The organism is Paraburkholderia ginsengiterrae (genome assembly GCF_001645125.1).
Lineage (GTDB): Bacteria > Pseudomonadota > Gammaproteobacteria > Burkholderiales > Burkholderiaceae > Paraburkholderia > Paraburkholderia ginsengiterrae.
In genome coordinates, this window is sequence record NZ_LXKA01000221.1 from 336309 (window position 1) to 360511 (window position 24203).

Here is a 24203-nt window from a genome sequence, read left to right on the forward strand (position 1 = left end):
GATAGCGGGTTAGCCGGAGCCGGGGACGCGTCGTTGTATGCACACTCGCGTTTCCCGAGATGGAAATGAGAGCGAGTGTATGGATTTCGATGTGATCGTGTTGGGGGCGGGCATTGTCGGCGTGTCGGCTGCGCTGCATCTGCAGGACCGCGGACGCCGCGTGGCGCTCGTCGACCGGCGTGGCCCGGGCGAGGAGACGAGCTTCGGCAATGCCGGCCTGATCGAGAGTTCGTCCGTGGTCCCGTATGCGTTTCCGCGCGATCCCGCCACGCTGCTGCGCTATTTGCGCAATCAATCGACGGACCTCTACTGGGACTACAAGGCGCTGCCGTCTTTCGCGACGTGGCTCGCGCGCTTCTGGTGGGCGTCGTCTCCGGCGCGGCTCGCGGCCGCTGCCCGCGACATGCTTCCGCTGATCCGGCAAAGCGTCGCCGAACACGATGCGCTGATCGAACGCGCACGCGTGGGCGATCTCGTGCACGACGGCGGCTGGATCGAGGCATTTCGCACACCAGAAGAATTTGCACGGCAAGCGGTGGCGGCCGAAACCACGGCGCGTACCCATGGACTGCGCGTGGCGCCGCTCGACGCCGCCGCGCTGCAGAGGCGGGAGAGCGGACTCGGGCCGGGTTTCTGCGGCGCGCTGCATTGGCAGGATCCGAAGAGCGTCGCGAATCCGGGCGCCTTGACCAAGGGTTATGCGCGGCTCTTCGAGGAGGGCGGCGGCGTGTTTCTGTCCGGCGAGGCAACCACGCTACGCCAGCAAGCGGGCGCATGGACCGTGCAGACCTCGCAAGGCAGCATCAGCGCCACGGAGGTCGTCGTCGCACTCGGCCCGTGGTCCGACAAGATTTTTGCGCCGCTCGGCTACCGCATACCGCTACGCGCGAAGCGCGGCTATCACATGCACTACGAGGCCACCAGAGCCATGCTGTCGGTGCCGCTCGTCGACACTGAGCTGGGTTACGTCGTCGCGCCCATGCAAGGACGCTTGCGTTTGACCACGGGTGTGGAAATCGCGCGGCGCGAGGCGCCGCCGACGGGGATTCAACTGGCGCGGGCCGAAAGCATCGCCCGCCCGATCTTCGCGCTGGGGCGCCGCCTCGACGACGCGCCCTGGCTGGGTCTGCGGCCGTGCACGCCGGATATGCGTCCGGTCATTGGCGAGGCGCCTCGCCATCGCGGACTCTGGTTCTCATTCGGGCACAACCATCATGGCCTGACGCTCGGCCCCGTGACAGGCCGGTTGCTGGCGGAAATGATGACGGGCGCAAAACCCTTCGCCGATCCTCGGCCGTTTCGTCCCGGGCGATTCCTGTAGACGAATCCGCCTGCTTATTGCTCAGTCATTGCTCAGTCGAAACGGCGCTCAAAACCCAGGGTAACTACTAACAAAAAATGTCCGCCAGCGGCCGGTTTAACAAAGTTAGAATGATTCATCTAATGCTGCATCGCGGAATCATTTGCCCTGTGGTTGAGCCATTGCGCGGCAGCGGATGAAGCAGTTTCCGGCTTGTGTGCCGGCAGGTTTCTTGTGTCTCGTCTTGAGCAATTCGTATGTTTAATGAAGGAGTGCAGAGTGTATTTTTCAACGCCAGAGCAATTCATCTCAACGCAAAGTGCCAATGTTTCCGCCGCGTATTCGTTGGCGCAGCAAACATTCCAGTATTTTGAAGAGCTGGCCAAGTTGAACCTGCAGGCAGTCAAGACCACGCTCGCGGAAAGCGAACAGGTCTGGCAGACGGCGTTCTCGGGTAAAACGCCGATCGAGTTGTTCGTGCTTCAAGCCAACTCCGCGCAACCCCTCGCCGAGAAAATGCTGTCGTACAACAATCACATTCTCGACATCGCCAAAAATACTCAAGCCGAATTTCTGAAAATCGTCGAAGACCGGTTGGAGCAATCCAACGCCCGCGTGCAGACGGTGGTCGACGAGATCGCGCGGAATGCGCCGGCAGGTTCAGAGGTCGCCGTCGCGGCGTTCAAGGCGGCCATGGCCAATGCCGGTTCGGCTTATGACGCAATGCGCAAAGCGACCGCGCAAGCCATTGCTATGGCACAGGCAGTCCAGCCGGCGGCATCCGTATCGGCTCGGGCCAAGTCGAGCTAAGGTCGAAGCAGATCGGGTGACAGGATTCGCGCAGCCCGGCTAAAGGCGTCAGGGCTGTTCTTTCGCTTTCCTGCTAACAGGACGGATCAGCCGTTTCGGAAACGGCATGGGTATCGCTTTGCCCGCCAACTCTTTAACAAGGCGATCCGAAGGCGTTTAAAAGTTATCCGGAAATGTCATGGGAACTTATGCCTCTTACAAGACCGATTTGTTGCACATTGAAACGATCGTGACGGCACTCGAGCGCCTCACCTCGAAAGGCGATTCGATGGCGTGCACGTCGCTTGTGAACGAACCGTGTTATTGGCGTCGGCGTATCGAGACGATACTGAGCCACCGCGAGCTATCCAAAGGGGAGCGGGATCATGCCGATATTCTGCTGAAACGGTTGAGCAAATTACTCAAGATGCCTTAACAAGTGGATTCGCGGGACGCGTCGGATGATGCGTCCCGCGCTCTGTCGCCACTAGGCCGTCCATCGATTAACGATGCAGGCTTTCGAGGTGCTCCGATGTGTTATTCGAGTGCAGCAGCCGGACCGAAGAACTCATAGTGGCTTTGCGACTCCGGTACGCCGATCGCCTTGAGGTGCTTCTTGACGGACTTCATGAACGCAATGGGCCCGAGAAAATACACGTCGACGTCACGGTTCTTCGGCAGCCATTCATTCAGGTGCGTTTCGTCGAGGTAACCGATCCCGTGCGCGTCGGCATCTTCCGCGCGGCGCTGCTCGTAGCAATAGAAACGCTTCAATTGCGGGTGGCGTGCGGCCAGTTTGTCGATCATTTCGCGGAACGCGTGAACGCCGCCATGACGCGCCGCGTGAATGAAGTGCACGGGGCGAGCGGTCACCAGCGCGGCTTGCAGCATCGCCAGCGTGGGGGTGATGCCCACGCCGCCGCTAATCAGTACCAGCGGTTTGTCGCTGTCCTGAAGCTTGAAGTCGCCGGCCGGCGCGTAGAGCTCCACCGTGTCGTTCTCGTTCACGTGGGTGTGCAGATGGTTCGACACCTTCCCATTCGGTTCGCGTTTTACGCTGATGCGGTATTCGCGGCCGTTCGACATGGCCGAGAGTGAATAGTTACGGCGCACTTCTTCGCCATCAATGTGCAACCGCACGCCGATATATTGTCCCGGATGGAACGCGAGCAACTCGCCGTTATCGTCGGGACGCAGGTAGAACGAGGTGATCTCGTCGCTTTCGCGCTCTTTGCGGGCAACCCGGAAGAGGCGCGCGCCGCGCCATCCGCCCGGCGCTGCTTCGCGCTCCGCGTAGATTTTTTCCTCGAGTCCGATCAACAGATCGGCAAGCTGCTGATAGGCGGCGGCCCACGCTTCGATCACCGCGTCCGTGGCGATCTCGGCGCCGAGCACTTCGCGGATCGATCTGAGCAGGCACTGTCCGACGATCGGATAATGCTCCGGCAGGATATTCAGTGCGACGTGCTTGTTGATGATCTGCCCGACGAGTCCGCCAAGTTGTTCGAGCTGATCGATGTGGCGCGCGTACATCAGCACGCCGTTGGCCAGCGCGCGTTGCTGCGCACCGCTCGCCTGATTGGCCTGGTTGAACATGGGCCGCACTTCGGGATACTCACTGATCAGCATGTTGTAGAAGTGCGTGGTCAGCGCTTCGCCCCCGCTTTCGAGAAGAGGAACGGTGGCTTTGACGATGGCGCGATGTTCGGCGGAAAGCATGATGTAGTCCTGGTGATGAGTGGATAGGCAGTCGGCCTTCGACTGATGCGGGTTTTCTATCCATGTTTCGTGCCAGGTATAAAATTGTTTGAAATCAACGATCTTAATTTCAACATGGTCAATTCGACCTTGGTCAATACGACTCATGATGGAGTCGATTTGACCGCAGAGGCACTGCTCGACGCTCTGGCGCCGCCGATACTCGATCTCTCTCGCGACCTCTCCGACCGCGAGCGCTATCGCCGCCTGCTCAGCAGCCTGCGCACGCTGTTTCCCGGCGACGCGGCCGCGTTGCTGCGTCTGGAGGGCGATACGCTGGTGCCGCTTGCCATCGACGGTTTGAGCAGCGACACGCTGGGCCGGCGCTTTCGCGTCGCCGAGCATCCGCGTTTCGAGCAACTGCTGTCGCGCTCGGAGCCGACGCGCTTTGCGGCCGACTCCGACTTGCCCGATCCGTATGACGGTCTCGTTCAAGGGGTTGGCGGGCATCTCGAAGTCCATGATTGCCTCGGCTGTCCGCTGTATGTTCGTGGCCGTCCCTGGGGTCTTCTGACACTCGACGCCCTGGACCCGGCGCGCTTCGACAGCATCGACATGGCATCCTTGCGGGCGTTTCTCGGCCTCGCCGCGGCCACCGTGAGCGTAGTGGAGCGGATCGATACGCTCGCGCGCAGCGGCGAGGAGGAGCGGCGCCGAGCCGAGGCCTACCGCCAGGCGAGCAGCCAGAGCCGGCGCGAGATGATCGGCAGCAGCGACGCGCACGCCCATCTGATCAAGGAAATCGAGGTCGTCGCCGGCAGCGATCTAACAGTGCTAATCACCGGCGAGACCGGTGTCGGCAAGGAGCTTGTGGCGAATGCGATTCATGCCTTGTCGTCGCGAGCGAACAAGCCGCTGGTCAGCCTGAACTGTGCCGCGTTGCCGGATACGCTCGTCGAGAGTGAACTGTTCGGACATGTGCGCGGCGCATTTTCCGGCGCGTCGTCGGATCGGCGCGGCAAATTCGAACTGGCCGACGGCGGCACGATTTTTCTCGATGAGGTCGGCGAATTGCCGCTTCTTGTGCAAGCCAAGCTCCTGCGCGTGCTGCAGAACGGCCAGTTGCAGCGAATCGGCTCTGACCAGGAGCATAAGGTCGACGTGCGGCTGATCGCGGCAACGAATCGCGACCTGGCGGAAGAGGTGCGCGCCGGGCGGTTTCGCGCGGACTTCTATCATCGGCTCAGCGTCTATCCGTTGCGCGTGCCGCCGTTGCGCGAACGGGGCCGCGACGTGCTGCTGCTGGCGGGTTTTTTTCTGGAGGAGAACCGTTCGCGGCTTGGTCTGCTGAGTCTGCGCCTGGCCGCCGATGCGCAAGCCATGCTGCTGCGTTATCCGTGGCCGGGCAATGTGCGCGAACTGGAGCATCTGATCGGGCGCAGCGCGTTGAAGGCGCTGGCCGCCAATCGCGAGCGCCGTCGCATTCTGACTTTGACCGCGGACGATTTCGCGTTGTCAGACGCGCCGGGCGGCGAGCAACGTGAAGCGTCCGCCGAGACGGTGGTGACTGAAGCGAAGGATTTTCGCAGCGCGGTGACGGAGTTCGAGAGGACGACCGTCCTCGATACACTCGCGCGCCACAATCAGAACTGGGCGGCGGCCGCCCGCGAGCTTGGGCTGGATCGCGCGAATCTGAACCGGCTGGCCAAGCGGCTCGGCCTCAAATGACGGGCGGCACCGGCGGTATCGGCGCGACCGGCGGCGATTTCATGCCGCCGGACAAGCGTCGCCTCGCGGCCGTTATTCCGCGATCGAAAAGCGCGCCGGGCGTGCTGGCCGTTGTTGCGGCGGCGTTGCCGGACGCTCCACGCGCGGGCTGGCGCCGCGAATGAACAGAACGGCGCAAATGGCCACCATGGCCCAGATGCTGAGAACTACCGTTAGAGCGGACATGTCGGTTTACAGAAAGTAAGACTGCAATGAGGACTGCCTGGCCTGCAAGCCGGTCAATGTACCGTATGCGGGTCGCTGTCGTCGAACAAAAGCTCGTCGATCAGGCGCGTGGACAGGGCCAGCTGCTGGGCGAGCGACGCACGCGCGGCCTGCATGCCCGCCGCGTCGCCGCGTGCCGCGGCTTCGTAGGTTTGTGTCGCGAGGCACAACACGTTTTGCGAAGCGAGGTGCAAGCCGCGCATCGCACCGTCGTCGGCGCCTGGCATCGGGTTGCGCCATTCGGACGCCAGGGCGCCCGTCAGACCGGATTCGAATTCGTCATCGTGATTGTGGCGGGAAGACATCGCAGGCTCCTTGCGCGAGTGGCACGAACCCAGTGTGCGCCGCCAAGGCGAGTTTCAAATCGCCGAAAAGAGGCTTGTTTTTTAGTCAATCCGGGGGTACGAAAAAAACGGCGTATTCCGCTGAAGAATAGGCTGGGCGGGGCTGCGCCGGTCACAAGGCGGACGATGACGGGCAAGCGCGTGCCGCCAGCGCCGCGTCGCGCACTAGCCGGCGTCCAGGTGCAGAAATTTATGGGCAAACGCGATCGCCATGCTGCCCTCGCCGACGGCGGCGGCAACACGCTTCACCGGGCTCAGCCGCACGTCGCCGCAAGCGAATACGCCCGGCACACTCGATTCGAGCAGGTAGGGATCGCGGCTCTGGGACCAGCGGCCCGCCTTGACGACGTCGTCGCCGGTCAGCACGTAGCCGCGCGCGTCGCGGGCGATTTCGGCGGGCAGCCAGCCGGTTTCCGCATCCGCGCCAATAAACACGAACAATCCCCCGCAATCGTGGCGGCGCACTTCGCCGCTCTGCGCGTTGCGCACGTCGATGGCCGTCAGATGCGTGTCGCCGTACGCACCGGCCACTTCCGAGCGCAGTTGCACCGCGACGTTCGATTTCCCGTGCAGCTGTTCGATCAGATAGCGCGACATGCTCTTCTCGAGCGAATCGCCGCGCAGCAGCAGCGTGACCATGCGAGCGTGATTGGCGAAGTACAACGCGGCCTGGCCAGCCGAGTTGCCGCCGCCGATCAGGTACACGTCGAGTCCGTGAGTCGCGTTCGCTTCGCTGCGTGACGCGCCGTAGTAAATGCCCTTGCCGATAAGCCGGTCGAAGCCTTCGATCGACAGGCGCCGCCACGTGACGCCGGTGGCGAGAATGAGCGTTCGCGCACGGATGACGTCGCCGCCGTCGAGGTGAACGTCGCGCGCTTGAACATCGATTCGCTCGACCGTGCGTGTCACCAGAATCTCCGCGCCGAGCCGCCTCGCCTGCTGCAGCGCACGGCTCGCGAGTTCGTCGCCAGACACACCGTTGGGAAAGCCGAGATAGTTCTCGATGCGCGAAGAGGTTCCGGCTTGCCCGCCTGGCGCTTCACGCTCCAGCACAATCGTGCGCAGTCCCTCCGACGCGCCGTACACCGCCGCGGCCAGACCGGCCGGCCCGCCGCCGATAATCATCGTGTCGTATTCAGCGAGGCGCGCCTGTGTCTGCAGACCCAGCAAGCCGGCGAGCTCGCGTGTCTCGGGCCGGTGGAGCACCGTGCCGTCGACGAGGCGCAGCGCCGGGCATTGCTCCTCCGACGGACAGGTTCCGGGCCAACGCGCCGGCAGCTCGGGCGCGTCCGGCGTCATCCAGTCGTAGCTGATCTGGTTGCGGGCGAGGAAGTGACGCAGCGCGGTGCAGGCGTTGTCCCAGCGGCTGCCGATCATCGTGACGCGGGCTTTGGGCGGCTCGGCGGAGAGGCCCTGCAGGCCGCCGATGCGCTCGCGGGCGAGCGCCCCCATCTTGAGCGCGACGTCCGGCGAGGCGGCCGCCAGCACGTAGTAACGCTGGGCATCCACCCGCATGACGCGCGACGGTTCAGCGGCCCGATAAGCGCCTGGAAACGGCGAACTCAGCGCGAGCGGCACTTCGCCGAAGATCGTGCCGGGCAGGCGCCAGCCCAGCGTGCGCTCGACACCGTCGAACGTTTTGATGACTTCCATCTTGCCGGTCAGAACGACATATAGCGCGCGCTCTCCGCCTTCATGGACCGCGAACTCCCCGGGGCATAGGCGAATGTCCGCGGACGTGTGCGCGAGATGGTCCAGTTCGTCGTCAGTGAGTGTGGCAAACAGGGGTACCGCGCGGATGTCGTCGATTGTCAGCATGGCAGCGTCCAGACAGGCAAAGGAGATTAAGCTCGGTCCAGTTGGGGCGTGACGTGAACGGATGCCGCCATTGCGCGGAGGATCGCATGCAGTCCGAATCAGTATAGAGCTTCCGGGTCGCAACTACACAGCGAAAGGGTGGCGCCGGGTTCGTTTGGCCGCACATGCTCGCCTGCGAGAGTGATCCGATCTCGCCAGATGGTTCGCAATGCGAATTGAATGAGGGCGCGGCGAAGTTAAACCGCATGGTGCAGGTTGACGGATTTCCGGCCCCTTGGGGGCCGGCGGCGCGCGAATGCGCGCGACAGGCCTACTGCGTGCCGCTACGTGGAACCGGCTGAGAGGTTGGATTGACTCCGGCGGATTTCCTCACCAGTTCCTGCGTCATTGCGGCGGAGACGGAGTTCGAGCCGTGGCTGTCCTGATAGATGGGCGGACTCTGGACCGCCGGCGGCATCGGCATTGACGGATCGGGCTTGGCCGACTCCTTGACCAGTTGTTGCGTCATCGCGGCGGCAACGGGGTTCGCGCCGTGGCGGTCCTGATAGTCGGGTGCGGTCCGTACCGGCGGCGTGAGCGGCATGGACGGCATCGGCAGTGACGGATCGGGTTTGGCGGATTCGCTCACCAGTTCTTGCGTCAGCGCTGCCGCGACGGGGTTCGAACCGTGCCGGTTCAGATCGTCACGTGCACGCGCGGTTTGCGGCGCGGGGATTGGCTTCGCAGCGAAGGACGCGCGCGCTTGAGCCGGCGCTGTTGCAGGAGCGGGTTGCTGCTGTTGCTGCTTCGGCGGCGGTATCTGCGGCTGCGGTGCCTGAATTACATTCGCGGCGACAGACTCGCGCGTGTGCGCCGGTGCGGTTGCAGGTGCGGGTTGCTGCTGCTGCTGCTGGATTTGCTGCTGCGGGGCCTGAATCGCATTCGCAGCGATGGCCTCGCGCACTTCGGGCTGTGCGGTTGCAGGTGCCTGTTGCACCACTTGTGGCTGTTTGGGCGGCTGCGGTGCTTGCGCTGTTTTGCCGGCGCCTGCGATCTTGCCTGTGACTGTGGTGGACTGCGGCGTGCGAATTACGCTGCCTTCGGTGACATGCGTGTCATCGAAACGGGAATCGACCCCCGTGTTCACGGCGGGTTGGGTCAGCTCCGCTTCCGGCGCTTTCTTGGACTGCTCATCGTCTTTGGGAATCATCAGGTAAGAAACGAAGCCCAAATCGAGCAGAACCAGCCCAACGATCAATGCCTTGCCTGTATTCGTCATATCCAATATCTAGTCGTTCAGGTGATGCGAACGACCCATGATAATCGACCGCGCAGAAATAATTTGGCAGTGCATTGGGACATGAGTTCCCGTTGCAAGCGCCAAGCCTGCTCATTCTTATGCATTTGTCGTGCCAGTTCGAGGCCGCGAAGCCCGTCACACGGCGTTCCGCGCCGGTACGGCGCGTCGTTGGCACAATCAGCAGAACGAGCAAAACGGCTATCAGGTGGTCCGACCCTCCGCCGCGCAGGGCATTTTTTACCAAGACGGCTCCCTAAAGGAGTGCGTATGCTGGGTGTACTCAGTCAATTCATCCGAGGACATCAAGGTGCCGCACTATCTTTGCCATGAGCAGCCGGACTTACTGGACTTCGAAACGACCGTCATTGCCTCGCGGCCCGGCGCGGTCGTGCTGGCCCGCTCCGCCTTGCATCCGGGCGGCGGAGGCCAGGTGCCGGACGCGGCCACGTTGACGCACGCGCATGGTGCGGCGCGCATCACCGGCATCGCGGCGGAAGGCGACGTGCTGTGGCATCTGCTCGATGAACCGCTCGAGCTGAGCGGCGACGTGCACGTGGCCATCGACGCGGCGCGCCGCTCGACGGTGGCCCAGCTGCACACCGGTACGCATATTCTCAACGCGCTGGTGTATCAGCGCTTTGCCGGCGCGCTCGTGACCGGTGCGCAGATCAACGCCGACGGCACCGCGCGCATGGACTTCGATCTGCCTGAGGCGGATAACGACGCACTGCGCTTGCTGGAGGAGCCCGTCAACGAGGTGATCCGCAGTGCGATGGACGTGCGCACGTACTACGTCAGCGCCACGGAAGCAAAATCAACCGAGGGCCTGATCCGCAGCCTGTCGGTGGCGCCGCCGCCGACGCCGGACGGCACGGTGCGCATCGTCGAGATCGGCGATCTGGACCGGCAGGCGTGCGGCGGCACGCATCTCACCAATACCGCGCAGTCGCGGCCGATCCGCATCGCGAAGATCGAAAACAAGGGCCGCCGCAATCGCCGTGTCAGAATCGAGCTGGTTTAACGGGGCAGGTGAGAATACGGATCATGGAGATATCCGAACACGGCGCGGAACACGGCGGGCCCGAAGTGGTTTGCTGGCGCGACGGCGCACTCGACGGTGCGTGCCTCGCCACGGCCCGTTATGGCAACCACAAGTTCGACCGGCACTTGCATGACGAACTCGTGATCGTCATGACGGAGGCCGGCGCGGGCCAATGTCATACGCGCGCGGGCAGTGACATCGCCGGACCTGGCAGCGTGCTGGTGTTCGGGCCAGGCGAATATCACAGCGGCGAGGTGTGGGAAGGCCGCGAATGGATCTATCGCGCGATCTATCTCGACATGGAAGGGCTCGGCGCGCTAGGGGCAGTGTTCTCGCCCGACTCGCGCACCGACAAGCCACTGCTGATCCCGCCAGGGCTCTATCAGGACGCGCACCTCGCGGGCCTGCTGGTGAAGGCCCATGCGAGCCTCGACGAGCAGGGCGGCGCTTCGCTGATGGAGCGTCAGGCGAACTGGTGGGCCGCGATGGGGATGCTGGTCGGGCGGTATGGGCAATCGGTCCATGAGTCAGGCGAGCCGCGCCGCGAAGCGCGCAAGATGGAGCAGGTGCGCGAGTACGTCGCCGCCAACTATGAGCGCGATATTCCGGTCGACGAATTGGCTGAACTGGTGGGGCTGAGCCGCTACTACCTCACGCGCGCGTTCAGCAAGGCGTTTGGCTTGCCGCCGCACGCGTACGCCACCCAGGTGAGGCTGCTGGCGGCCAAACGCATGCTCGCGGCCGGACACACCGCGGCGACGGCCGCGGCGGCGGTGGGCTTTTACGATCAGAGCCATCTCAACCGGCTGTTCAAGCGCGCTTATGGGATCACGCCGGGCACGTATGCGGCTTTGAAGCCGGGCCATTAGCGGGCTCTGCTGTTTACTCAGTTGTTCATCATCCGTTCCCGGTGCGGAACGACCCACGAACGGTCGAATCTGCCGTCGGCAATCGACTGCAACGCCGCGGTTTCTTTGGCATGCTGCCGCCGCGCGCCCTGGATCACCGCTTCCACATCGGCAGGCGCGATCGCGAGCAAACCGTCTTCATCGCCGACGATGATATCGCCGGGATGCACCACCGTGCCTCCAACCGTGACCGGCACGTTGATTTCGCCCGGCCCGTTTTTGTAGGGCCCGCGATGCGTGACGCCGCGCGCGTACACCGGGAAATCTTGCTGGCGCAATGCCCCGACGTCCCGAATCGCGCCGTCGATCACAAGACCCTGCACGCCGAGACTCCGCGCGAAGCTCGCCATGATCTCGCCCATCAGCGCCTGGGTGAGTTCGCCCGCGCCGTCGATCACCAGCACGTCGCCGGGGCGGCAAAAGTCGAACGCGCGATGAATCGCGAGGTTATCGCCCGGGCGCGTGTGCACGGTGACCGCGGTGCCCGCCATGGGCCGCGGCCGATGATACGGCCGCAAGCCGACCATGCCGCTCGCGCGCGCCATGTTGTCGCTAAGGAGCGACACGGCCAGTTCACGCAATGCGTCGAGTGTGGCCGGGTTGGCCTGCGGTGCGGACTCGTATTCGCGCCATCCGATTGGATTCATACCGTTGCTCCCTGTGCGGCGAATTGTTGATCGAGTTGACGTGACAGCCGCGCATACACGGCGCGTGCGTTGTCTTCGTAGATACGTTGGCGATCCACCTCGCTGAGCCAGTCGATGGCATCGATATAGCGGCGGGTGTCGTCGTAGTGGTGGCCGGTTTCCGGATCGATGCCTTGCACCGCGCCGATGGTCTCCGACGCGAACAGGATGTTCTCGACCGGAATGACCTTGGCGAGCAGTTCAGCGCCGGGCTGGTGGTAGACGCAGGTGTCGAAGAACACGTTGTTCAGCAGATACTCGCTCAGCAGCGGGCGCTGCATGTCTTGTGCGAGTCCGCGATAGCGACCCCAGTGGTACGGCACCGCGCCGCCGCCGTGCGGAATGATGAAGCGCAGCGTGGGGAAATCGGCGAACAGATCGCCTTGCAGCAATTGCATGAAGACAGACGTATCGCCGTTGATGTAATGCGCGCCGGTCGCATGGAAGTTCGCATTGCATGACGACGAGACATGAATCATGGCCGGCACGCCGAGTTCGACCATCGCCTCATAGAGCGGATACCACGAGCGGTCCGTGAGCGGCAAACCGGACCAGTGGCCGCCAGACGGATCCGGATTCAGATTGCAGCCGATAAAGCCGAGTTCTTCGACACAGCGCCGCAATTCAGCGATGCAATTCGCGGGCGGCACGCCTGGCGCCTGCGGCAACTGGCACACACCGGCGAAGTTGCGCGGGAAGAGTTCGCATACGCGGTGCACGAGGTCGTTGCATTCGCTCGACCACACCGCGTTGGCTTCCGCGCCCGCGAGGTGATGGCCCATGCCGGCGGCGCGCGGCGAGAAAATCGTCAGGTCGGTGCCGCGTTCGCGTTGAATTCTCAGCTGGCCGGATTCGATGCTCTCGCGAATCTCGTCGTCGCTGATAACCGGGCGCGGTGGCGGTGTGCCGCCGTCTTTCAGCGCGGCGACCTGCTGCGCGCGCCAGGCCTCGTGCTGGCGTGGCGAGGTGGTGTAGTGGCCGTGGCAATCGATGATCATGGGTGAAAATCCAATTGGTGATCCTAAATAGTGCGCGTGGTGTCCCGGCGCGTGCGGTACGTGCTTCAGGCGCGTGGCGCGGGGTCGCCGGCGGGGAGTGAGATAGCGTCGTCCTCGGCCGGTGTGACTCGCATCACGAGGGCGATGATCATCGCGACCACAAGAAACGCCGCGATGGTCAGCAAGGCCAGCTTGAAGTTGCCGGTCGCATTGCGCACGAGGCCGATGCTCCACGGTCCGACCAGTCCGCCGAATTGCGCGATTGTGTTGATCAGCGCGATCGTCGCGGCGCCTGCCGCACCGGTTCTGAACGACGACGCCAGGCTCCAGAACAGCGAATTGCCCGAATAGATGAAGAGGCCGGTCACGCACAGCAGGCCATAGGCGATCATGGGGCTGGGTGCGTACGCGCTGCCGGCAATCGCCAGCGCGCTCATGCCGTACACGAATGCGAGGTGCTTCTTGCGGTCGCCCGTGCGGTCGGAACTGCGGCTGATCAGGAAGGTACCCAGCACGCCGAGCAGCGGCGGCGCGGCGGACAGAAAGCCGACTTCGAGATTGGTCAGGTGTCCGAGACTCTTGACGATCTGCGGCAACCACAGGAACAGGCCATATATACCGACCAGCGCGCAACCGAACAGGCAAGCGAGGCTCCATACACGGATATCGCCCGCCACGCGCAGCAGCGGAACATGCGTGTTACCGCCCACTTGCTCGCGTTCCGCCGCGAGGGTCGATTCGAGCCAGCGCTTTTCGTCGGCGGACAGCCACGCGGCGTCCACCGGGCGCTCGGTCATGATGCGCAGCGTCAGCAGGCCGAGCAGCATGGCGGGCACGCCTTCGAGGATGAACATCCATTGCCACCCCTGTAAGCCAAGCACGCCGTTCGCGTAGGTCATCAAGGCGGTCGAAATCGGCCCGCCCAGCACGGCCGAAAACGAGCCGGCAATGATGTAGCCGCCCACCGCACGCGCCCGGTAGCGCACGGGAAACCATTTCGTCAGATAGACCGCGACGCCCGGCAGAAAACCCGCTTCCATCACGCCGAGCAGAAATCGCAGCACGTAGAAGCTCGAATCGTTGAAGACGAACGCCGTGGCCGCCGCGACTGCGCCCCACGTCAGAAGAATGCGCGCGATCCAGCGGCGCGCGCCAACGCGATGCAACAGGAGGTTGCTCGGCACTTCAAGGAGCATGTAGCCGACAAAGAAGATGCTGCCCGCAAAGCCGAACACGGCCGGGCTGAAACCCAGCTGCTTGTTCATATCCAGTGCGGCAAAACCGATGTTGATCCGGTCGAGGTAGTTGAAGAACATCATCGCGAAGAGCAGGGGCATCAGGCGCCCATACACTTTTCGCATCGTTACTGCTTCGTCGATCGAACTCATTCTGTCTCCTGCCTGTTGGCGACGGCCATAGCCGTGGCGGCGTTCTAGTCATGTATGGGTCAATGATAAGAACGCGCGGAGGCGGAGTCCAAGACGGTTTGCTTATGCTTCTATAATTTTTTTCTTATAGTGTGGCGTCCGCCAGCGGCGCGGGAAGGCAGCCTAGAAAGGCGCGCAGGTGGGGGGAGGTGTCGTCGGTGCGAAAAGTGGCCGCGAGCGTCGAACGGTATGACGAACCGGGACCCTCGAGATGGCGGAAGGCGACATCCGTGCGCCCGTGCCGTGCCACCGATTCGCCGATGAACGTCACGCCCAGCCCCGCGGCCACCAGCGCAATCGCGGTCTGGATCTCGTACGCCTCGTGCGCGATGAGCGGGGTGACACCCGCGTCGCGGTAAAGCGACTGCACCGAGCGTTTGAACTGGGCGTTCTGATGCTTCGGATACAGAATCAATGGCGTATCCGCGAGATCCGCGATGCGCACGGTCTTGTGCGCCGCAAGCGGATGGTTGGGATCGAGCGCGGCCATCACGCGTTCGCGCAGCAGCGTGAGCGACGTGCAGCCTTCCACCGTCGACGGTTGCCGGCCAATGCCGATGTGTATGCGCATGTCGCGCAGCGCATCGGTCTGTTCCTCGGTGAGCATTTCGAAGAGTTTGAGTTCGACCTGCGGAAACGCGGTGTGGAATGCCTTGAGCGCGGGCGGCAGGATGCTGTACATCGACGAACGCGTGAAGCCGATGCTAAGCCAGCCGCGCCGGCCGACGCCGATTTCCTGTGCGACGAGCGTCACCTGTTCCAGCGAGCCGAGAATTTGCCGTGCCTCGCTGCAGAGATAGTGGCCGGCTTCCGTCAGGCTCAACGGGCGCCTTGCGCGATCGACGAGCTGGGTGCCGAGGCGTTCTTCGAGTGAGCGGATCTGCTGGCTCAGCGCGGGCTGCGCGATATGCAGGCGCTCCGCGGCACGGCTGAAATTGAGTTCCTCCGCAAGAATCACGAAGCACTGCAGGGCTCTAAGATTCATTTCGGTGTTCCTGGTCTCCGGTAGGCAGAGGATAACCGCATCGGCGAAAGCGGAGGCGGCATGTCCCGTCGAATGACCCGCGCACTCACCCTCTGCGCCGTGGCCGGGTCGATGCAGGAGCGTCGTAGCGGTCTGGACCAGAGGGACGTGAAGTTGTATCGTTTGAAGAGGGGAGAGGAACTTTCTGCTGAAATTCCGTGCTGGAATAGCGCGAGTTCTTTTCATTACGTTGCGAGGCCAGGGGGATTTGATGGCACGCACACGAACGGTCGAACGGCGCATTCTCTGGATGCTCGTACTCTGCATTGCCGCGACATGTCTGGCAACTGGCGCAGCGCTGCTGTTCGAGTTGACGATCGTCAGTCGCGCGGTGAGCGATTTCAGACAGGACGAGACGCGGGAGAAGGCGCGCATCGCCCACGGTGGGCAGGTTACGCTCGGTGAGCGCCTCAATCCGGCCTACCTGAAACGCTACGACCTGGATCCGGGGCAATACGCCGATAGTCAGGGCCATTTTTCACCAACTGGCGCCGACTGGCAGCGATGGAGGCTTCGAACCAAAGCGGCCGCGACAGTGATGTGGCTCGGGCACGATCCACCAGGTATATGGTGGACGCTGCTACAGATCAGATGTGTCGATCGCTTTCCCCAAGCTCACGCTGATAGCGAGCCGATCGTCGACGTCGCGGATGCATGCCTCGGTCAGCCGCACTGATTGGCGCAATGTTCACCGGATGCGCGAGGGACGGCGGGCGGGGCAGGAGATGATGCCGGCCGGCACAGTGAGCAGGCACTGTCACGCAAGCGGTGAAAGGAGCGCAGCGAACATGAGCATCACGCTTAATCACACTATCGTGTACGCGCGGAACAGGGACGCATCGGCGGCATTTCTCGCGGAAATACTTGGACTTTCCGAGCCGAAGCCGTTCGGGCCGTTCCTTGCAGTGCAACTGGATAATGGCGTCACGCTGGACTTTTACAGCGATGATCGGCAAACGCGGCCGGACCACTATGCGTTTCTGGTGAGCGAGACCGAGTTCGATTGCATTCTCGCGCGAATACAGCGCCGCGGATTGCCCTACTGGGCGGATCCCTTTCACCGTCGGCAGAGCGAGATCAATACGAACGATGGCGGTCGAGGCACGTATTTCGAAGATCCGAGCGGCCACAATCTCGAGATCATCACGCGGCCATACGGCAGCGGCGCATAATGGACATTCTCCACCTGTGAATACAGGAGGATGTATGCGCATCCTGGTGGTCGGGGCAACAGGGCTCCTCGGTAAAGAAATCGTCGGTTTGCTGTCGTCCGATCACGACGTGATCGGGGCGAGCCGCAAAGGGTCGGCCATCGCCGTCGACATTTCGAGCAAGGAATCGATCGTCGCGATGTACAGGCAGGCACAGCCGCTGGATGCGGTGGTGTGCGTGGCCGGCACCGCAAGATTTGCGGCGCTCGACACGCTCGCAGACCATGACTTCGCGTTCAGCCTCGCGAACAAGCTGATGGGCCAGGTGAATCTGGTTCGCTGCGGCGTATCGGGCATCAAACAGGGCGGCTCGATCACGTTGACGAGCGGTGTGCTCGCGCATCATCCGATTGCGGGCAGCGCAGCGGTGAGCATCGTCAATGCCGGCGTGGAAGCGTTCGCCCACGCGGCGGCGCTCGAACTGAAAGACAGGCTGCGCGTGAATGTCGTGAGTCCTGGCTGGGTGGCCGAAACGCTTGAGGCAATGGGGCGCAATCCGAACGACGGCGTGCGCGCGTGGGTCGTCGCGCAGGCGTTTCGCAAGTGCGTGGAAGAAGACATCACCGGGCAGGTCGTGTCGGCAACTCATTGACACGCACCATGACAGATTGCCTCTTCGCGGCGCCCGATCTCATCGCGGATGCCCAAACCAGATTCGACGCGCTGACGAATTACCAGACGACAGTCCGCTCGACACCGTCCGCAGGCGTTCCAGTCGAAGTCCGCTATTGCTACCGCAAGCCGGGATTCATCCGGATGGATTTCATCCGCCCGCATGCCGGCGCCGTCCTCGCCTACAATCCGGAGACGGACAAGGTGACGCTCTGGCCATTCGGCTTTCATACGTTTCCGCGGCTTGCGCTCGCGCCCGACAATCCATTGATTCAAGGCCCGAACGCTCACCGTATCGATCGCTCCGATATCGGTGCCCTGCTGGGGCAGATCCGTGAACTTCAACGCCATGGCGAGACCCAAATCGTGGGCCACGAGGCGCTTGGCTCGCGCCACTCCGTACATCTGATTATCTCGGGCGCGCCGGAGCACGACGCGGCCGGCGGTGCGTGCTATCAGCTGTGGCTCGACGTGATGACCGGTCTGCCGATCAAGGTGATCCGCGCAGACCGACGCGGCGAACTGATCGAAACGGTACTGATGGAAGACCTTCGCGTCGATTTGCCTGAAATCGAGCCGTTTCTATAACACTTCCACATGCTGCCCGCGTCACGCACCACCGTTCGCGAGCGTCGGCTTCCTGGGGGTCAGCCTTCCCGAGGGTTCTCGTCAAGGTTGCTCGCGAACCCGGCCTTTTTGTGCGAACCGTCGCAGAACGGTTTGTTGTTTGAGTGACCGCATCGGCATAACCAGACTTCATCCTTGCTCACCTCGATAGGCTTACCGCCCTGAGTGATGATCCTGAATTCACCCTGGATGCGGTATGGGCCGTCATTGATCGGCGTGACGATAGCAGTTGGCATTTGCGTCTCCCATGGCGTTGAACCGGACGCCGCACAGTATTTTTGCAAACGGGTTGTTGCTGCCGTGGAGCATGGCGGTTCGTTAGAGGGCAGTTGTGTGAGGTTGACGATGAGATCAGCACGATGATCGGCTGAAGTCTGAACAACCTTCAACTCCTGGACAAGGCGAGGCTGAAATCCGCGCGGCGTGGCTACGGCCGGGGAGAATCGTCGCGCTGTGGCGATCGCCTCCCGGTCAGCATCCGGAGGATTTTCTTTAGGATACGCTCATGCTGCTCCAGTGCCACTTCGAGTGTACCTGCTCCATAGCTCTTGTTGTCTGGCGTTTTCATTCCGGCGATGCGCGTCACGAACAACAGGGCCTCCCCGGTACTCGTTTCGCAGACACCGCGGAAGCGGGTCGTGACCGTCACTCCGGATTCTTCCAGCAATGTGCGGCGGAAAGTCAGTTCGTTCTCAGACATCCAGCGCAACCACTCGCTGCTGTCGAACACCTCGACAGGCTTGTCCTTCTCATCGAGGACGTAAAATCGTTCCCACTTGGGCGGGATAGCGCGGGATTTCATATTTCAATGGGAAGGCGCGAGCAGGAAGCCAATCGCCTCCTGCCACCAGGCATCGTCGACGCGGCCGATCCAGTCGTTATGTTCAGCTGCCTTCAGCACCCTCAGTTGTCTCGGTGCGGCCAGCGAGTTGTAGAGCGCTTCGCCGAACCGCGGGGGGACTATGCTGTCGCGTTCCGCAATCACGATGAGAACAGGGCGGCCGAACGACGCCAGGTGGCTCATGCTGTCGTATCGGTCGCGCAGCAGCCACTTCATGGGCAGCCACGGATAGTGGTAAGCGGCGACGTGCTCGAGTCGATCCCATGGCGTGATGAGCAGCAAGCCCGCGGTCTTGTCGCGTTCACGCGAGCCGGCCGAGGCCACCACGCCGGCCCCGAGCGATTCGCCGATGAGCAGCAACGGCGCGCCATAGAGGCGCTGCGCCAGAGCGATGGTCTGTTGGGCATCGGCGACCAGACTCTCTTCGCCCGGCGTGCAGTCGCGCGGCCCGTAACCTGGATATTCGGCGAGGATCACGCGCAGCCCGAGCCGGGTGAGCGCTGCGGCGTAGAACGAACGGTGCCCGGCATGCCCCGCATTGCCATGAAAGACAATGACAGTGGCGCGCGCAGATCCGGCCGGCTCGGCCACGAGGCCTCGAAACGCCTCAGGTGTCGGCCAGGCGCGAAGTCCGCCGGACACGAGGTCCTCGATTGCGGCCTTCTCAGGGAAGTAAATAAAACGATCCTGCAAGATGGCGACTCCTGCGAACACGGTCAGACACGCGACGGCGAGACGCAGCATCGACCCGGCGAATTTCATCGCATCGGGCCCGATCTATCAATCTCCGTTACAGTGCCGCGATGAACTCGTGCCACGGCGTCGCTTGCAGCGTCTCGGTGGCGGCGTGTCCGTAGCCTCGGATGATCAACGCCGCCAGTTCGAGCTGTTTCAGATCGTTCGACTCAACAACGTCCACGACGTCGAAGCGCCCGAGTGTCAGATAGCTATCCTTCCAGGTGACTGCAGGGCATTCGGCGCTGATCTTGCCGGCCACTATGGCGGCGAGTTGCTTCAGGTCCGCGGGATCCTTGAACGCGTCAGGAGCGAGGCGGCTGAGGATGACATACGTTGCCATGACATACCTCCGTGCAAAAAATTGCTCCGCAATCAGGCACGGCAGTCATGCAAAGTAAACGGCCGCGTGTCGAGCGGATGCGTTGTTGGGCGTCTTGATGGCGCCGAAGTACAAATAGCCGCGGCGGGTTGGACCGGGGCCGGATTCGACCCTCATCCCTGGACGACATGAGCACGCGAAAGGCGGTTTTCTAGTGTAGGCCATAATCGTTCGCCTGCTCCGATGTGTCCCCGAAGCTCGGGCGTTGGGCTATCAACGAACAGTATCCTGCGTCCGTTGCTTTGCCGTTTTGCCCATCGCAGCGATACGCGCCGGCCGACACGGTTTCCGCGCTCCACTAAACTCTATGCGGTCTATCATGGTAGGAATAGCATTCATCAGCGCAGGAGCAAATCATGCCCTTCGATCCGTCCGCTGAGCCGGGTGACAAACCTCTCGACCCCGCGCAGTCCCCATCCGGCACGACCCGCAAGAACGGCTCACAGGGGTCGACAAAACCCGCGAAAGACAACGTTCCCGACGCCGAAGCGGCAGAGCCCGTGCCTCATGAGCATCTTCCAAGCCGGAGCGACGACAACTGATACGACGGATTGAGCGCTCTTCTGGAGAGGGTCATGAAATTCGACTACAAGGAGTTTCACATCGACGCGTCGCCACTTGATGAAGGTGGCCGCTACTACGGTCGCGCAAAGATTTACCGGCGCTCCACCGCGGGTGGCGAAGCCGTCGAGGTGAAGTACTCGGGTGACCTCGGAGACTACCCCTCCGATGCTGACGCGTTCGAGGCGGCACAGCGCTGGGCGATCCAGTGGTGCGACCAGCACGGCGTTTAGGAAGCGAACTACACCTTTCCGGGTCAATGTGACAACGCCGCAGGCACTACTGAGCAGGTGCGTGCGCCTTGCGTTGCTGTGCGCATTCCGACGTGAACGCCATGCTGGCCTGATCCGGCGTCATGCGCGGCGCGTCCGGACTGTAGATTTTTTCGATGATGGCGTTGACCGCTTTTTGATCGGCCGGATCCTTGTAGTATTTGGCCGCCTGATCCAGAGCTTGCGCTTTGGTCTTTTTGTGCGAACGCCAAGAGGCTACCTGGCCGGCGATATCGCCGAGCGCAAAACACTGATCGCTGACGGTTTGCGCAACGGCTTGAGCGGCCGGTTGCGCGAGGCACACCGCAAGCATCGTGGAGACAACTACGCGTTTCATTCCCGGAATCCTGACGATAGATGAGCGATGGTGCGAAAGTGCGGGCAGGCGCCATCGCGGCGACCCAACGGGTCAACAAGTGCGTAGTTTATCGGGAAGTGACACCCTCCGTGTTTTACCTGTCGAAGAAGGGGAAGCCGCCTCCGAAGTCGGATTTTTTGTATTAGGCAATTTGAAACCAATCGGCACTCTATGGATTGCTTGTCCTTGAGAGTGACTGTTGTGCGCCCGAACAATGGAGCGGCAGGAATTTAGGATTATTTACGTTATAGGAATTAGAGGCATTGCATTTTGGACGCTCGTGGATACCTGATTCGAGCCCGGTGTGACCGGGCTTAAAGCGGTCACCAACATTTGTCATATTGCTCTCCGTTGGAATCTTTACCTCATTTTACAAGTTGGCTCGCGGATGCGGAGTACGCTAAAAACCCGAAAACAAGACGGGTAACTTATAACGTGGAACACGCTCGACGTACCGCTTGAGACCGGATGGCAATGCACGCTCATCCCGGCAAAACAATACGACGCCATGATGCGAAGAGGCTACGACGACCAGCAGCTTGCGGAAGACCGGCGCATCTTCGCCGGATATTTCCGGCCAAATCTGGACCTACGCTCAATCACGGGTGAGAACGCGCTGCGCACTATCCAGACCTACGCCCGCAACTTCCTGAACCTGGCGCACTGGAACCTCCCGACCGATAACGCGGGGATCCGCAAGCTGCTGTGCGATGCGGTCGCGTGCGGCCGACTCGTGCCAGTGGTGAACCGCGAATACAGCGGCCTGCCGCGAGTGGCACAGCCCGATCCCGCGCCGGAGCGCTGGCCTGCGACGCTTAATCCGCTACCCAATCTTGGCGCACCGGTCAGGGTCGATGACGATGACTTTGACCTGCTTGGCATTGTGGAATCGGCGGCGGGCGCTTTGCTGGGCGGCGGTGACGATAGTTCGGACAGCGGCTATGATGCCGACGACTGCGCATTCGAGGAGGACGCGTTCAGTAGCGATAGCGGCGAATCGACACCACTCAGCGATGCGCAGTCATTCGAATACAGCGAAGACATGCCGGAAGGCGATTCATTCGACATTGCAAAAACCCCTAACGAAGGCGACCCAGGGACGTGGTACACCAACCCCGGAAGCGGCCAGATGCGCAGGTACGGTGACGATGGCCAACCGGTTGTTGATTTCGATTTTGACCACGACCATGGACAAGGCGTCCCGCACGCACACAATTGGGACAATGGGGCGCGCGGCCCCGGAGTTGCTTTTTCGCCGTTGTAGTCAGTCCTATTGGAGACCCTATGAATACAGCTACATACACTGACATTCGAAATATTGCGGATTTCCCGACTTTTCACGATGCTGAGCTATATGGCATCGACCATGACATCGAGGGACGTTCTCTTGAACTTCGCTTTCGCCGAGTGGGCGGCGAACTTGAGGCGCTTAAATTTTCGGGCGTAATTGCACAGCGCATGGTTGATTTCGCTGGGCAGAATGTAGCGTCAAGGCTTCTGATTTCGCATAGGTATGCGTTTACGCTGCTTGAGGTTCGCGGATGGATTCAGTGGATAAATAGTCGCGATGATTCGAAGGCGGCAGTCATCGGCGAAGAGAAAGGCCAGGAGTACGTGCGGGATTTCGCTGCTGGACGCCGGTTTTTGTTTGTTCTTGAGCCGTCGTGCGGAGCCGAATTAGCGGTGCTGTGCGAGTCGGTGGCGCTCAGGCAGTGATCCGCCGTCAACAACAAAAAGCCACCCCGAAAGGCGGCTAGACTGCCCGTTGCCGGGCGGCGCCGGCATAGCGCCGGCCCCTGTCACGTATTCAATGCCCAAACGACTCCGCCTTCGAAGCAGAACCCTCCACTGCATGCGGACGTGCCATCTGCTTGATCAGCAAAGCCACGCACGAAATCAAACCCGCCACCGCGATCGTCGCGAAGATGCCGGAGAACGTGAAGTGGCGGCGCGTCAATTCGGCCACGAGGAACGAGCCCGCAATCCCGCCGAAGCGCCCGATGCCGAGCATCCACGCCACGCCCGTGCCGCGGCCTTCGGTCGGATAGAACGCGGCTGCGAGTGCCGGCATCGACGATTGCGCCGTATTCATCAACACACCTGCGACGAACACGATCAGCACCAGCGCGCCCACATTGCCGGCCGCCTGGCCGATGAAGTACACGCTCACCGCGGTTAATGCATAGCAAGCCGCGATAATGCGGTTCGCGTTGAAGCGGTCCATCAGCACGCCGCATACCACCGCACCCACGCCGCCGAGCGGGAACAGCGCGGAAATCAGCGTCGCGCGCTGCGGCGTGAGTCCGGCGTCCTTCAGCAGGATCGGCATCCAGTTGATCGACGCATAGAAAATCACGAGGCCCATGAAATAGGTGACCCACAGCATCACCGAGCCGACGATGTACGAGCGCGAGAGCACCACGCCCATGCCCTTGCCGCCGGTTTGCGGCGCGGTTTCGGTCATGACGAAGGCATTGGCCTCGCCGGCATCGCCTGAAATGCGCGAGAGCGCCGCGCGAATCCGCTCAACCGGCTTGCCGTTGGCGACCATGTAGCGCACCGACTCCGGCATGTTGGTGAGCAGTACGATCATCAGCAGAAGCGGGGTGATGCCGCCGAGCATCAGCACGCTGCGCCAGCCGAAATGCGGGATCATCCACGCTGCCAGAAAACCGCCGAACGCGGCGCCGAGCGGAAAGCCGCAGAACATCAGATTGATCAAAGTCGCGCGGCGGTGGTCCGGGCAGTATTCGCCCATCATCGTCACGGCGTTCGGCATGGCCGCGCCGAGACCGACGCCGGTGATGAAGCGCAGCGTGGTCAATTGCTCGATGCCGGTCGAGAAGGCCGAACCGAGGCAGGCCACGCCGAACAGCAGCACCGAGGCGAGCAGCAGCACGCGCCGTCCGAGCCGGTCCGAGAGCGGCCCCGAGGCGAGCGCGCCGCAAGCGAGGCCGAACAGCGCGGCGCTCAGCACCGGCGCGAGCGCCGGTTTCGTGATGCCCCACTCGGCGATCAGCGAAGGCGCGATGAAGCCGATCGCGGCCGTGTCAAAACCGTCCAGCAGGACGATGATGAAACACATGAAGAAAATGAGCCACTGGAACGGCGAAAAAGGATGTTCGTTGATGAAGGTTTGAACGTTCACGGCGGTGCTGCGGCTCATGATGGTCTCCTGATTGCAAAAAGGCCCGTCACGACGAGCCTTTCCTTTTTATACGATCGTGCGCCGCCTGGAAGCGGTGCACGGTGCCTGCGCCGGCCGCGAACATGGCTGCGTGAAGACGACGGTGCGCTTC

29 protein-coding genes are annotated in these 24203 nt (G+C 62.3%); 15 read left to right on the forward strand and 14 right to left on the reverse strand.

The genetic code is table 11. From position 1 onward, the window contains the following. Positions 1–79: 79 nt before the first annotated feature. The 3 genes from A6V37_RS18050 (at position 80) to A6V37_RS18060 (ending at position 2525) form a co-directional block, all read left to right on the forward strand. Complete coding sequence (locus A6V37_RS18050; RefSeq protein WP_064286172.1) at positions 80–1321, forward strand: NAD(P)/FAD-dependent oxidoreductase; 1242 nt, start codon at positions 80–82, stop codon at positions 1319–1321. 258 nt (positions 1322–1579) lie between these two features. Then, entirely contained in the window at positions 1580–2110 is a 531-nt protein-coding gene (locus A6V37_RS18055; RefSeq protein WP_082902846.1) for a phasin family protein, read from the forward strand. Positions 2111–2288: 178 nt separating this feature from the next. Continuing rightward, positions 2289–2525 carry a hypothetical protein gene (locus A6V37_RS18060; RefSeq protein WP_064270587.1) on the forward strand — a complete coding sequence of 79 codons (237 nt, stop codon included), beginning with the start codon at positions 2289–2291 and terminating at the stop codon, positions 2523–2525. A gap of 101 nt (positions 2526–2626) precedes the next feature. Here A6V37_RS18060 and hmpA read toward each other — a convergent pair whose 3' ends face one another. After that, positions 2627–3808, reverse strand: a complete 1182-nt coding sequence (gene hmpA, locus A6V37_RS18065) for an NO-inducible flavohemoprotein (RefSeq protein WP_064286173.1) — start codon at positions 3806–3808, stop codon at positions 2627–2629. Positions 3809–3922: 114 nt separating this feature from the next. Between hmpA and norR the strand changes: the two genes are divergently transcribed. Then, positions 3923–5515: a nitric oxide reductase transcriptional regulator NorR gene (gene norR / locus A6V37_RS18070; RefSeq protein ID WP_064286182.1), complete on the forward strand. Its 1593-nt coding sequence runs from the start codon at positions 3923–3925 to the stop codon at positions 5513–5515. Beyond that, a complete protein-coding gene (locus A6V37_RS40780; protein ID WP_157447884.1) occupies positions 5512–5679 on the forward strand; it encodes a hypothetical protein in 168 nt (55 codons plus the stop codon). The genes norR and A6V37_RS40780 overlap by 4 nt, the downstream gene beginning before the upstream one ends. A gap of 114 nt (positions 5680–5793) precedes the next feature. Here A6V37_RS40780 and A6V37_RS18075 read toward each other — a convergent pair whose 3' ends face one another. From A6V37_RS18075 to A6V37_RS18085, 3 genes are all read right to left on the reverse strand, one after another. Continuing rightward, positions 5794–6084 (reverse strand): hypothetical protein, encoded by a 291-nt coding sequence (locus A6V37_RS18075; protein ID WP_064270589.1) that lies wholly within the window; start codon positions 6082–6084, stop codon positions 5794–5796. Between the two features lie 204 nt (positions 6085–6288). Then, positions 6289–7941, reverse strand: a complete 1653-nt coding sequence (locus A6V37_RS18080) for an FAD-dependent oxidoreductase (protein ID WP_064270590.1) — start codon at positions 7939–7941, stop codon at positions 6289–6291. A 310-nt stretch (positions 7942–8251) separates the two neighbouring features. After that, positions 8252–9199 carry a hypothetical protein gene (locus A6V37_RS18085; protein WP_064286174.1) on the reverse strand — a complete coding sequence of 316 codons (948 nt, stop codon included), beginning with the start codon at positions 9197–9199 and terminating at the stop codon, positions 8252–8254. A 328-nt stretch (positions 9200–9527) separates the two neighbouring features. Between A6V37_RS18085 and A6V37_RS18090 the strand changes: the two genes are divergently transcribed. Together A6V37_RS18090 and A6V37_RS18095 are read left to right on the forward strand one after the other, a co-directional pair. Then, positions 9528–10241, forward strand: a complete 714-nt coding sequence (locus tag A6V37_RS18090) for an alanyl-tRNA editing protein (RefSeq protein ID WP_064270683.1) — start codon at positions 9528–9530, stop codon at positions 10239–10241. Between the two features lie 23 nt (positions 10242–10264). After that, positions 10265–11131 (forward strand): AraC family transcriptional regulator, encoded by an 867-nt coding sequence (locus A6V37_RS18095; RefSeq protein ID WP_064270592.1) that lies wholly within the window; start codon positions 10265–10267, stop codon positions 11129–11131. A 17-nt stretch (positions 11132–11148) separates the two neighbouring features. Here the strand turns inward: A6V37_RS18095 and A6V37_RS18100 are convergent, their stop codons facing one another. The 4 genes from A6V37_RS18100 to A6V37_RS18115 all read right to left on the reverse strand — a co-directional run bounded on the left by A6V37_RS18100 (position 11149) and on the right by A6V37_RS18115 (position 15266). Beyond that, positions 11149–11817 carry an RraA family protein gene (locus tag A6V37_RS18100; RefSeq protein WP_064270593.1) on the reverse strand — a complete coding sequence of 223 codons (669 nt, stop codon included), beginning with the start codon at positions 11815–11817 and terminating at the stop codon, positions 11149–11151. Then, on the reverse strand, positions 11814–12854 hold the full coding sequence (locus A6V37_RS18105) for an amidohydrolase family protein (protein ID WP_064270594.1): 1041 nt from the start codon (positions 12852–12854) through the stop codon (positions 11814–11816). Before A6V37_RS18105 ends, A6V37_RS18100 begins: the two co-directional genes overlap by 4 nt. 65 nt (positions 12855–12919) lie before the next feature. Further along, positions 12920–14242 (reverse strand): MFS transporter, encoded by a 1323-nt coding sequence (locus A6V37_RS18110; protein WP_064270595.1) that lies wholly within the window; start codon positions 14240–14242, stop codon positions 12920–12922. A gap of 124 nt (positions 14243–14366) precedes the next feature. Next, positions 14367–15266: a LysR family transcriptional regulator gene (locus tag A6V37_RS18115; protein ID WP_064270596.1), complete on the reverse strand. Its 900-nt coding sequence runs from the start codon at positions 15264–15266 to the stop codon at positions 14367–14369. Positions 15267–15516: 250 nt separating this feature from the next. Between A6V37_RS18115 and A6V37_RS18120 the strand changes: the two genes are divergently transcribed. The 4 genes from A6V37_RS18120 to A6V37_RS18135 all read left to right on the forward strand — a co-directional run bounded on the left by A6V37_RS18120 (position 15517) and on the right by A6V37_RS18135 (position 17716). Further along, complete coding sequence (locus A6V37_RS18120; protein WP_064270684.1) at positions 15517–15981, forward strand: hypothetical protein; 465 nt, start codon at positions 15517–15519, stop codon at positions 15979–15981. Between the two features lie 112 nt (positions 15982–16093). Continuing rightward, entirely contained in the window at positions 16094–16477 is a 384-nt protein-coding gene (locus A6V37_RS18125) for a VOC family protein (RefSeq protein WP_064270597.1), read from the forward strand. Between the two features lie 34 nt (positions 16478–16511). After that, positions 16512–17108, forward strand: a complete 597-nt coding sequence (locus A6V37_RS18130) for a short chain dehydrogenase (RefSeq protein ID WP_064270598.1) — start codon at positions 16512–16514, stop codon at positions 17106–17108. Between the two features lie 8 nt (positions 17109–17116). After that, on the forward strand, positions 17117–17716 hold the full coding sequence (locus A6V37_RS18135) for a hypothetical protein (RefSeq protein WP_064286175.1): 600 nt from the start codon (positions 17117–17119) through the stop codon (positions 17714–17716). Between the two features lie 59 nt (positions 17717–17775). Here the strand turns inward: A6V37_RS18135 and A6V37_RS18140 are convergent, their stop codons facing one another. The 4 genes from A6V37_RS18140 to A6V37_RS18155 all read right to left on the reverse strand — a co-directional run bounded on the left by A6V37_RS18140 (position 17776) and on the right by A6V37_RS18155 (position 19674). Next, positions 17776–17991 (reverse strand): CDGSH iron-sulfur domain-containing protein, encoded by a 216-nt coding sequence (locus tag A6V37_RS18140; RefSeq protein WP_064270600.1) that lies wholly within the window; start codon positions 17989–17991, stop codon positions 17776–17778. A 191-nt stretch (positions 17992–18182) separates the two neighbouring features. Further along, positions 18183–18557 (reverse strand): hypothetical protein, encoded by a 375-nt coding sequence (locus tag A6V37_RS18145; protein WP_064270601.1) that lies wholly within the window; start codon positions 18555–18557, stop codon positions 18183–18185. Between the two features lie 3 nt (positions 18558–18560). Then, entirely contained in the window at positions 18561–19358 is a 798-nt protein-coding gene (locus tag A6V37_RS18150; protein WP_064270602.1) for an alpha/beta hydrolase, read from the reverse strand. A gap of 28 nt (positions 19359–19386) precedes the next feature. Continuing rightward, positions 19387–19674, reverse strand: coding sequence for a GYD domain-containing protein (locus tag A6V37_RS18155; RefSeq protein ID WP_064270603.1), 288 nt, complete (start codon positions 19672–19674; stop codon positions 19387–19389). Positions 19675–20069: 395 nt separating this feature from the next. Here A6V37_RS18155 and A6V37_RS39255 point away from each other — a divergent pair, with 395 nt between their 5' ends. After that, entirely contained in the window at positions 20070–20255 is a 186-nt protein-coding gene (locus A6V37_RS39255; RefSeq protein ID WP_075643516.1) for a hypothetical protein, read from the forward strand. A gap of 33 nt (positions 20256–20288) precedes the next feature. After that, positions 20289–20507 carry a hypothetical protein gene (locus A6V37_RS18160; protein WP_064270604.1) on the forward strand — a complete coding sequence of 73 codons (219 nt, stop codon included), beginning with the start codon at positions 20289–20291 and terminating at the stop codon, positions 20505–20507. 46 nt (positions 20508–20553) lie between these two features. Here the strand turns inward: A6V37_RS18160 and A6V37_RS18165 are convergent, their stop codons facing one another. Then, positions 20554–20883, reverse strand: a complete 330-nt coding sequence (locus A6V37_RS18165; RefSeq protein ID WP_064270605.1) for a hypothetical protein — start codon at positions 20881–20883, stop codon at positions 20554–20556. A gap of 529 nt (positions 20884–21412) precedes the next feature. Between A6V37_RS18165 and A6V37_RS39260 the strand changes: the two genes are divergently transcribed. Further along, the gene (locus A6V37_RS39260; protein WP_242665915.1) at positions 21413–22168 is read left to right on the forward strand and encodes a hypothetical protein; all 756 of its coding nucleotides are present in this window, start codon (positions 21413–21415) and stop codon (positions 22166–22168) included. Between the two features lie 20 nt (positions 22169–22188). Further along, positions 22189–22620 (forward strand): hypothetical protein, encoded by a 432-nt coding sequence (locus A6V37_RS18175; protein ID WP_064270606.1) that lies wholly within the window; start codon positions 22189–22191, stop codon positions 22618–22620. Between the two features lie 91 nt (positions 22621–22711). On the opposite strand, the gene A6V37_RS18180 is transcribed toward A6V37_RS18175, so the two are convergent. Next, positions 22712–24070, reverse strand: a complete 1359-nt coding sequence (locus A6V37_RS18180) for an MFS transporter (RefSeq protein ID WP_064270607.1) — start codon at positions 24068–24070, stop codon at positions 22712–22714. Between the last annotated feature and the right edge of the window lie 133 nt (positions 24071–24203).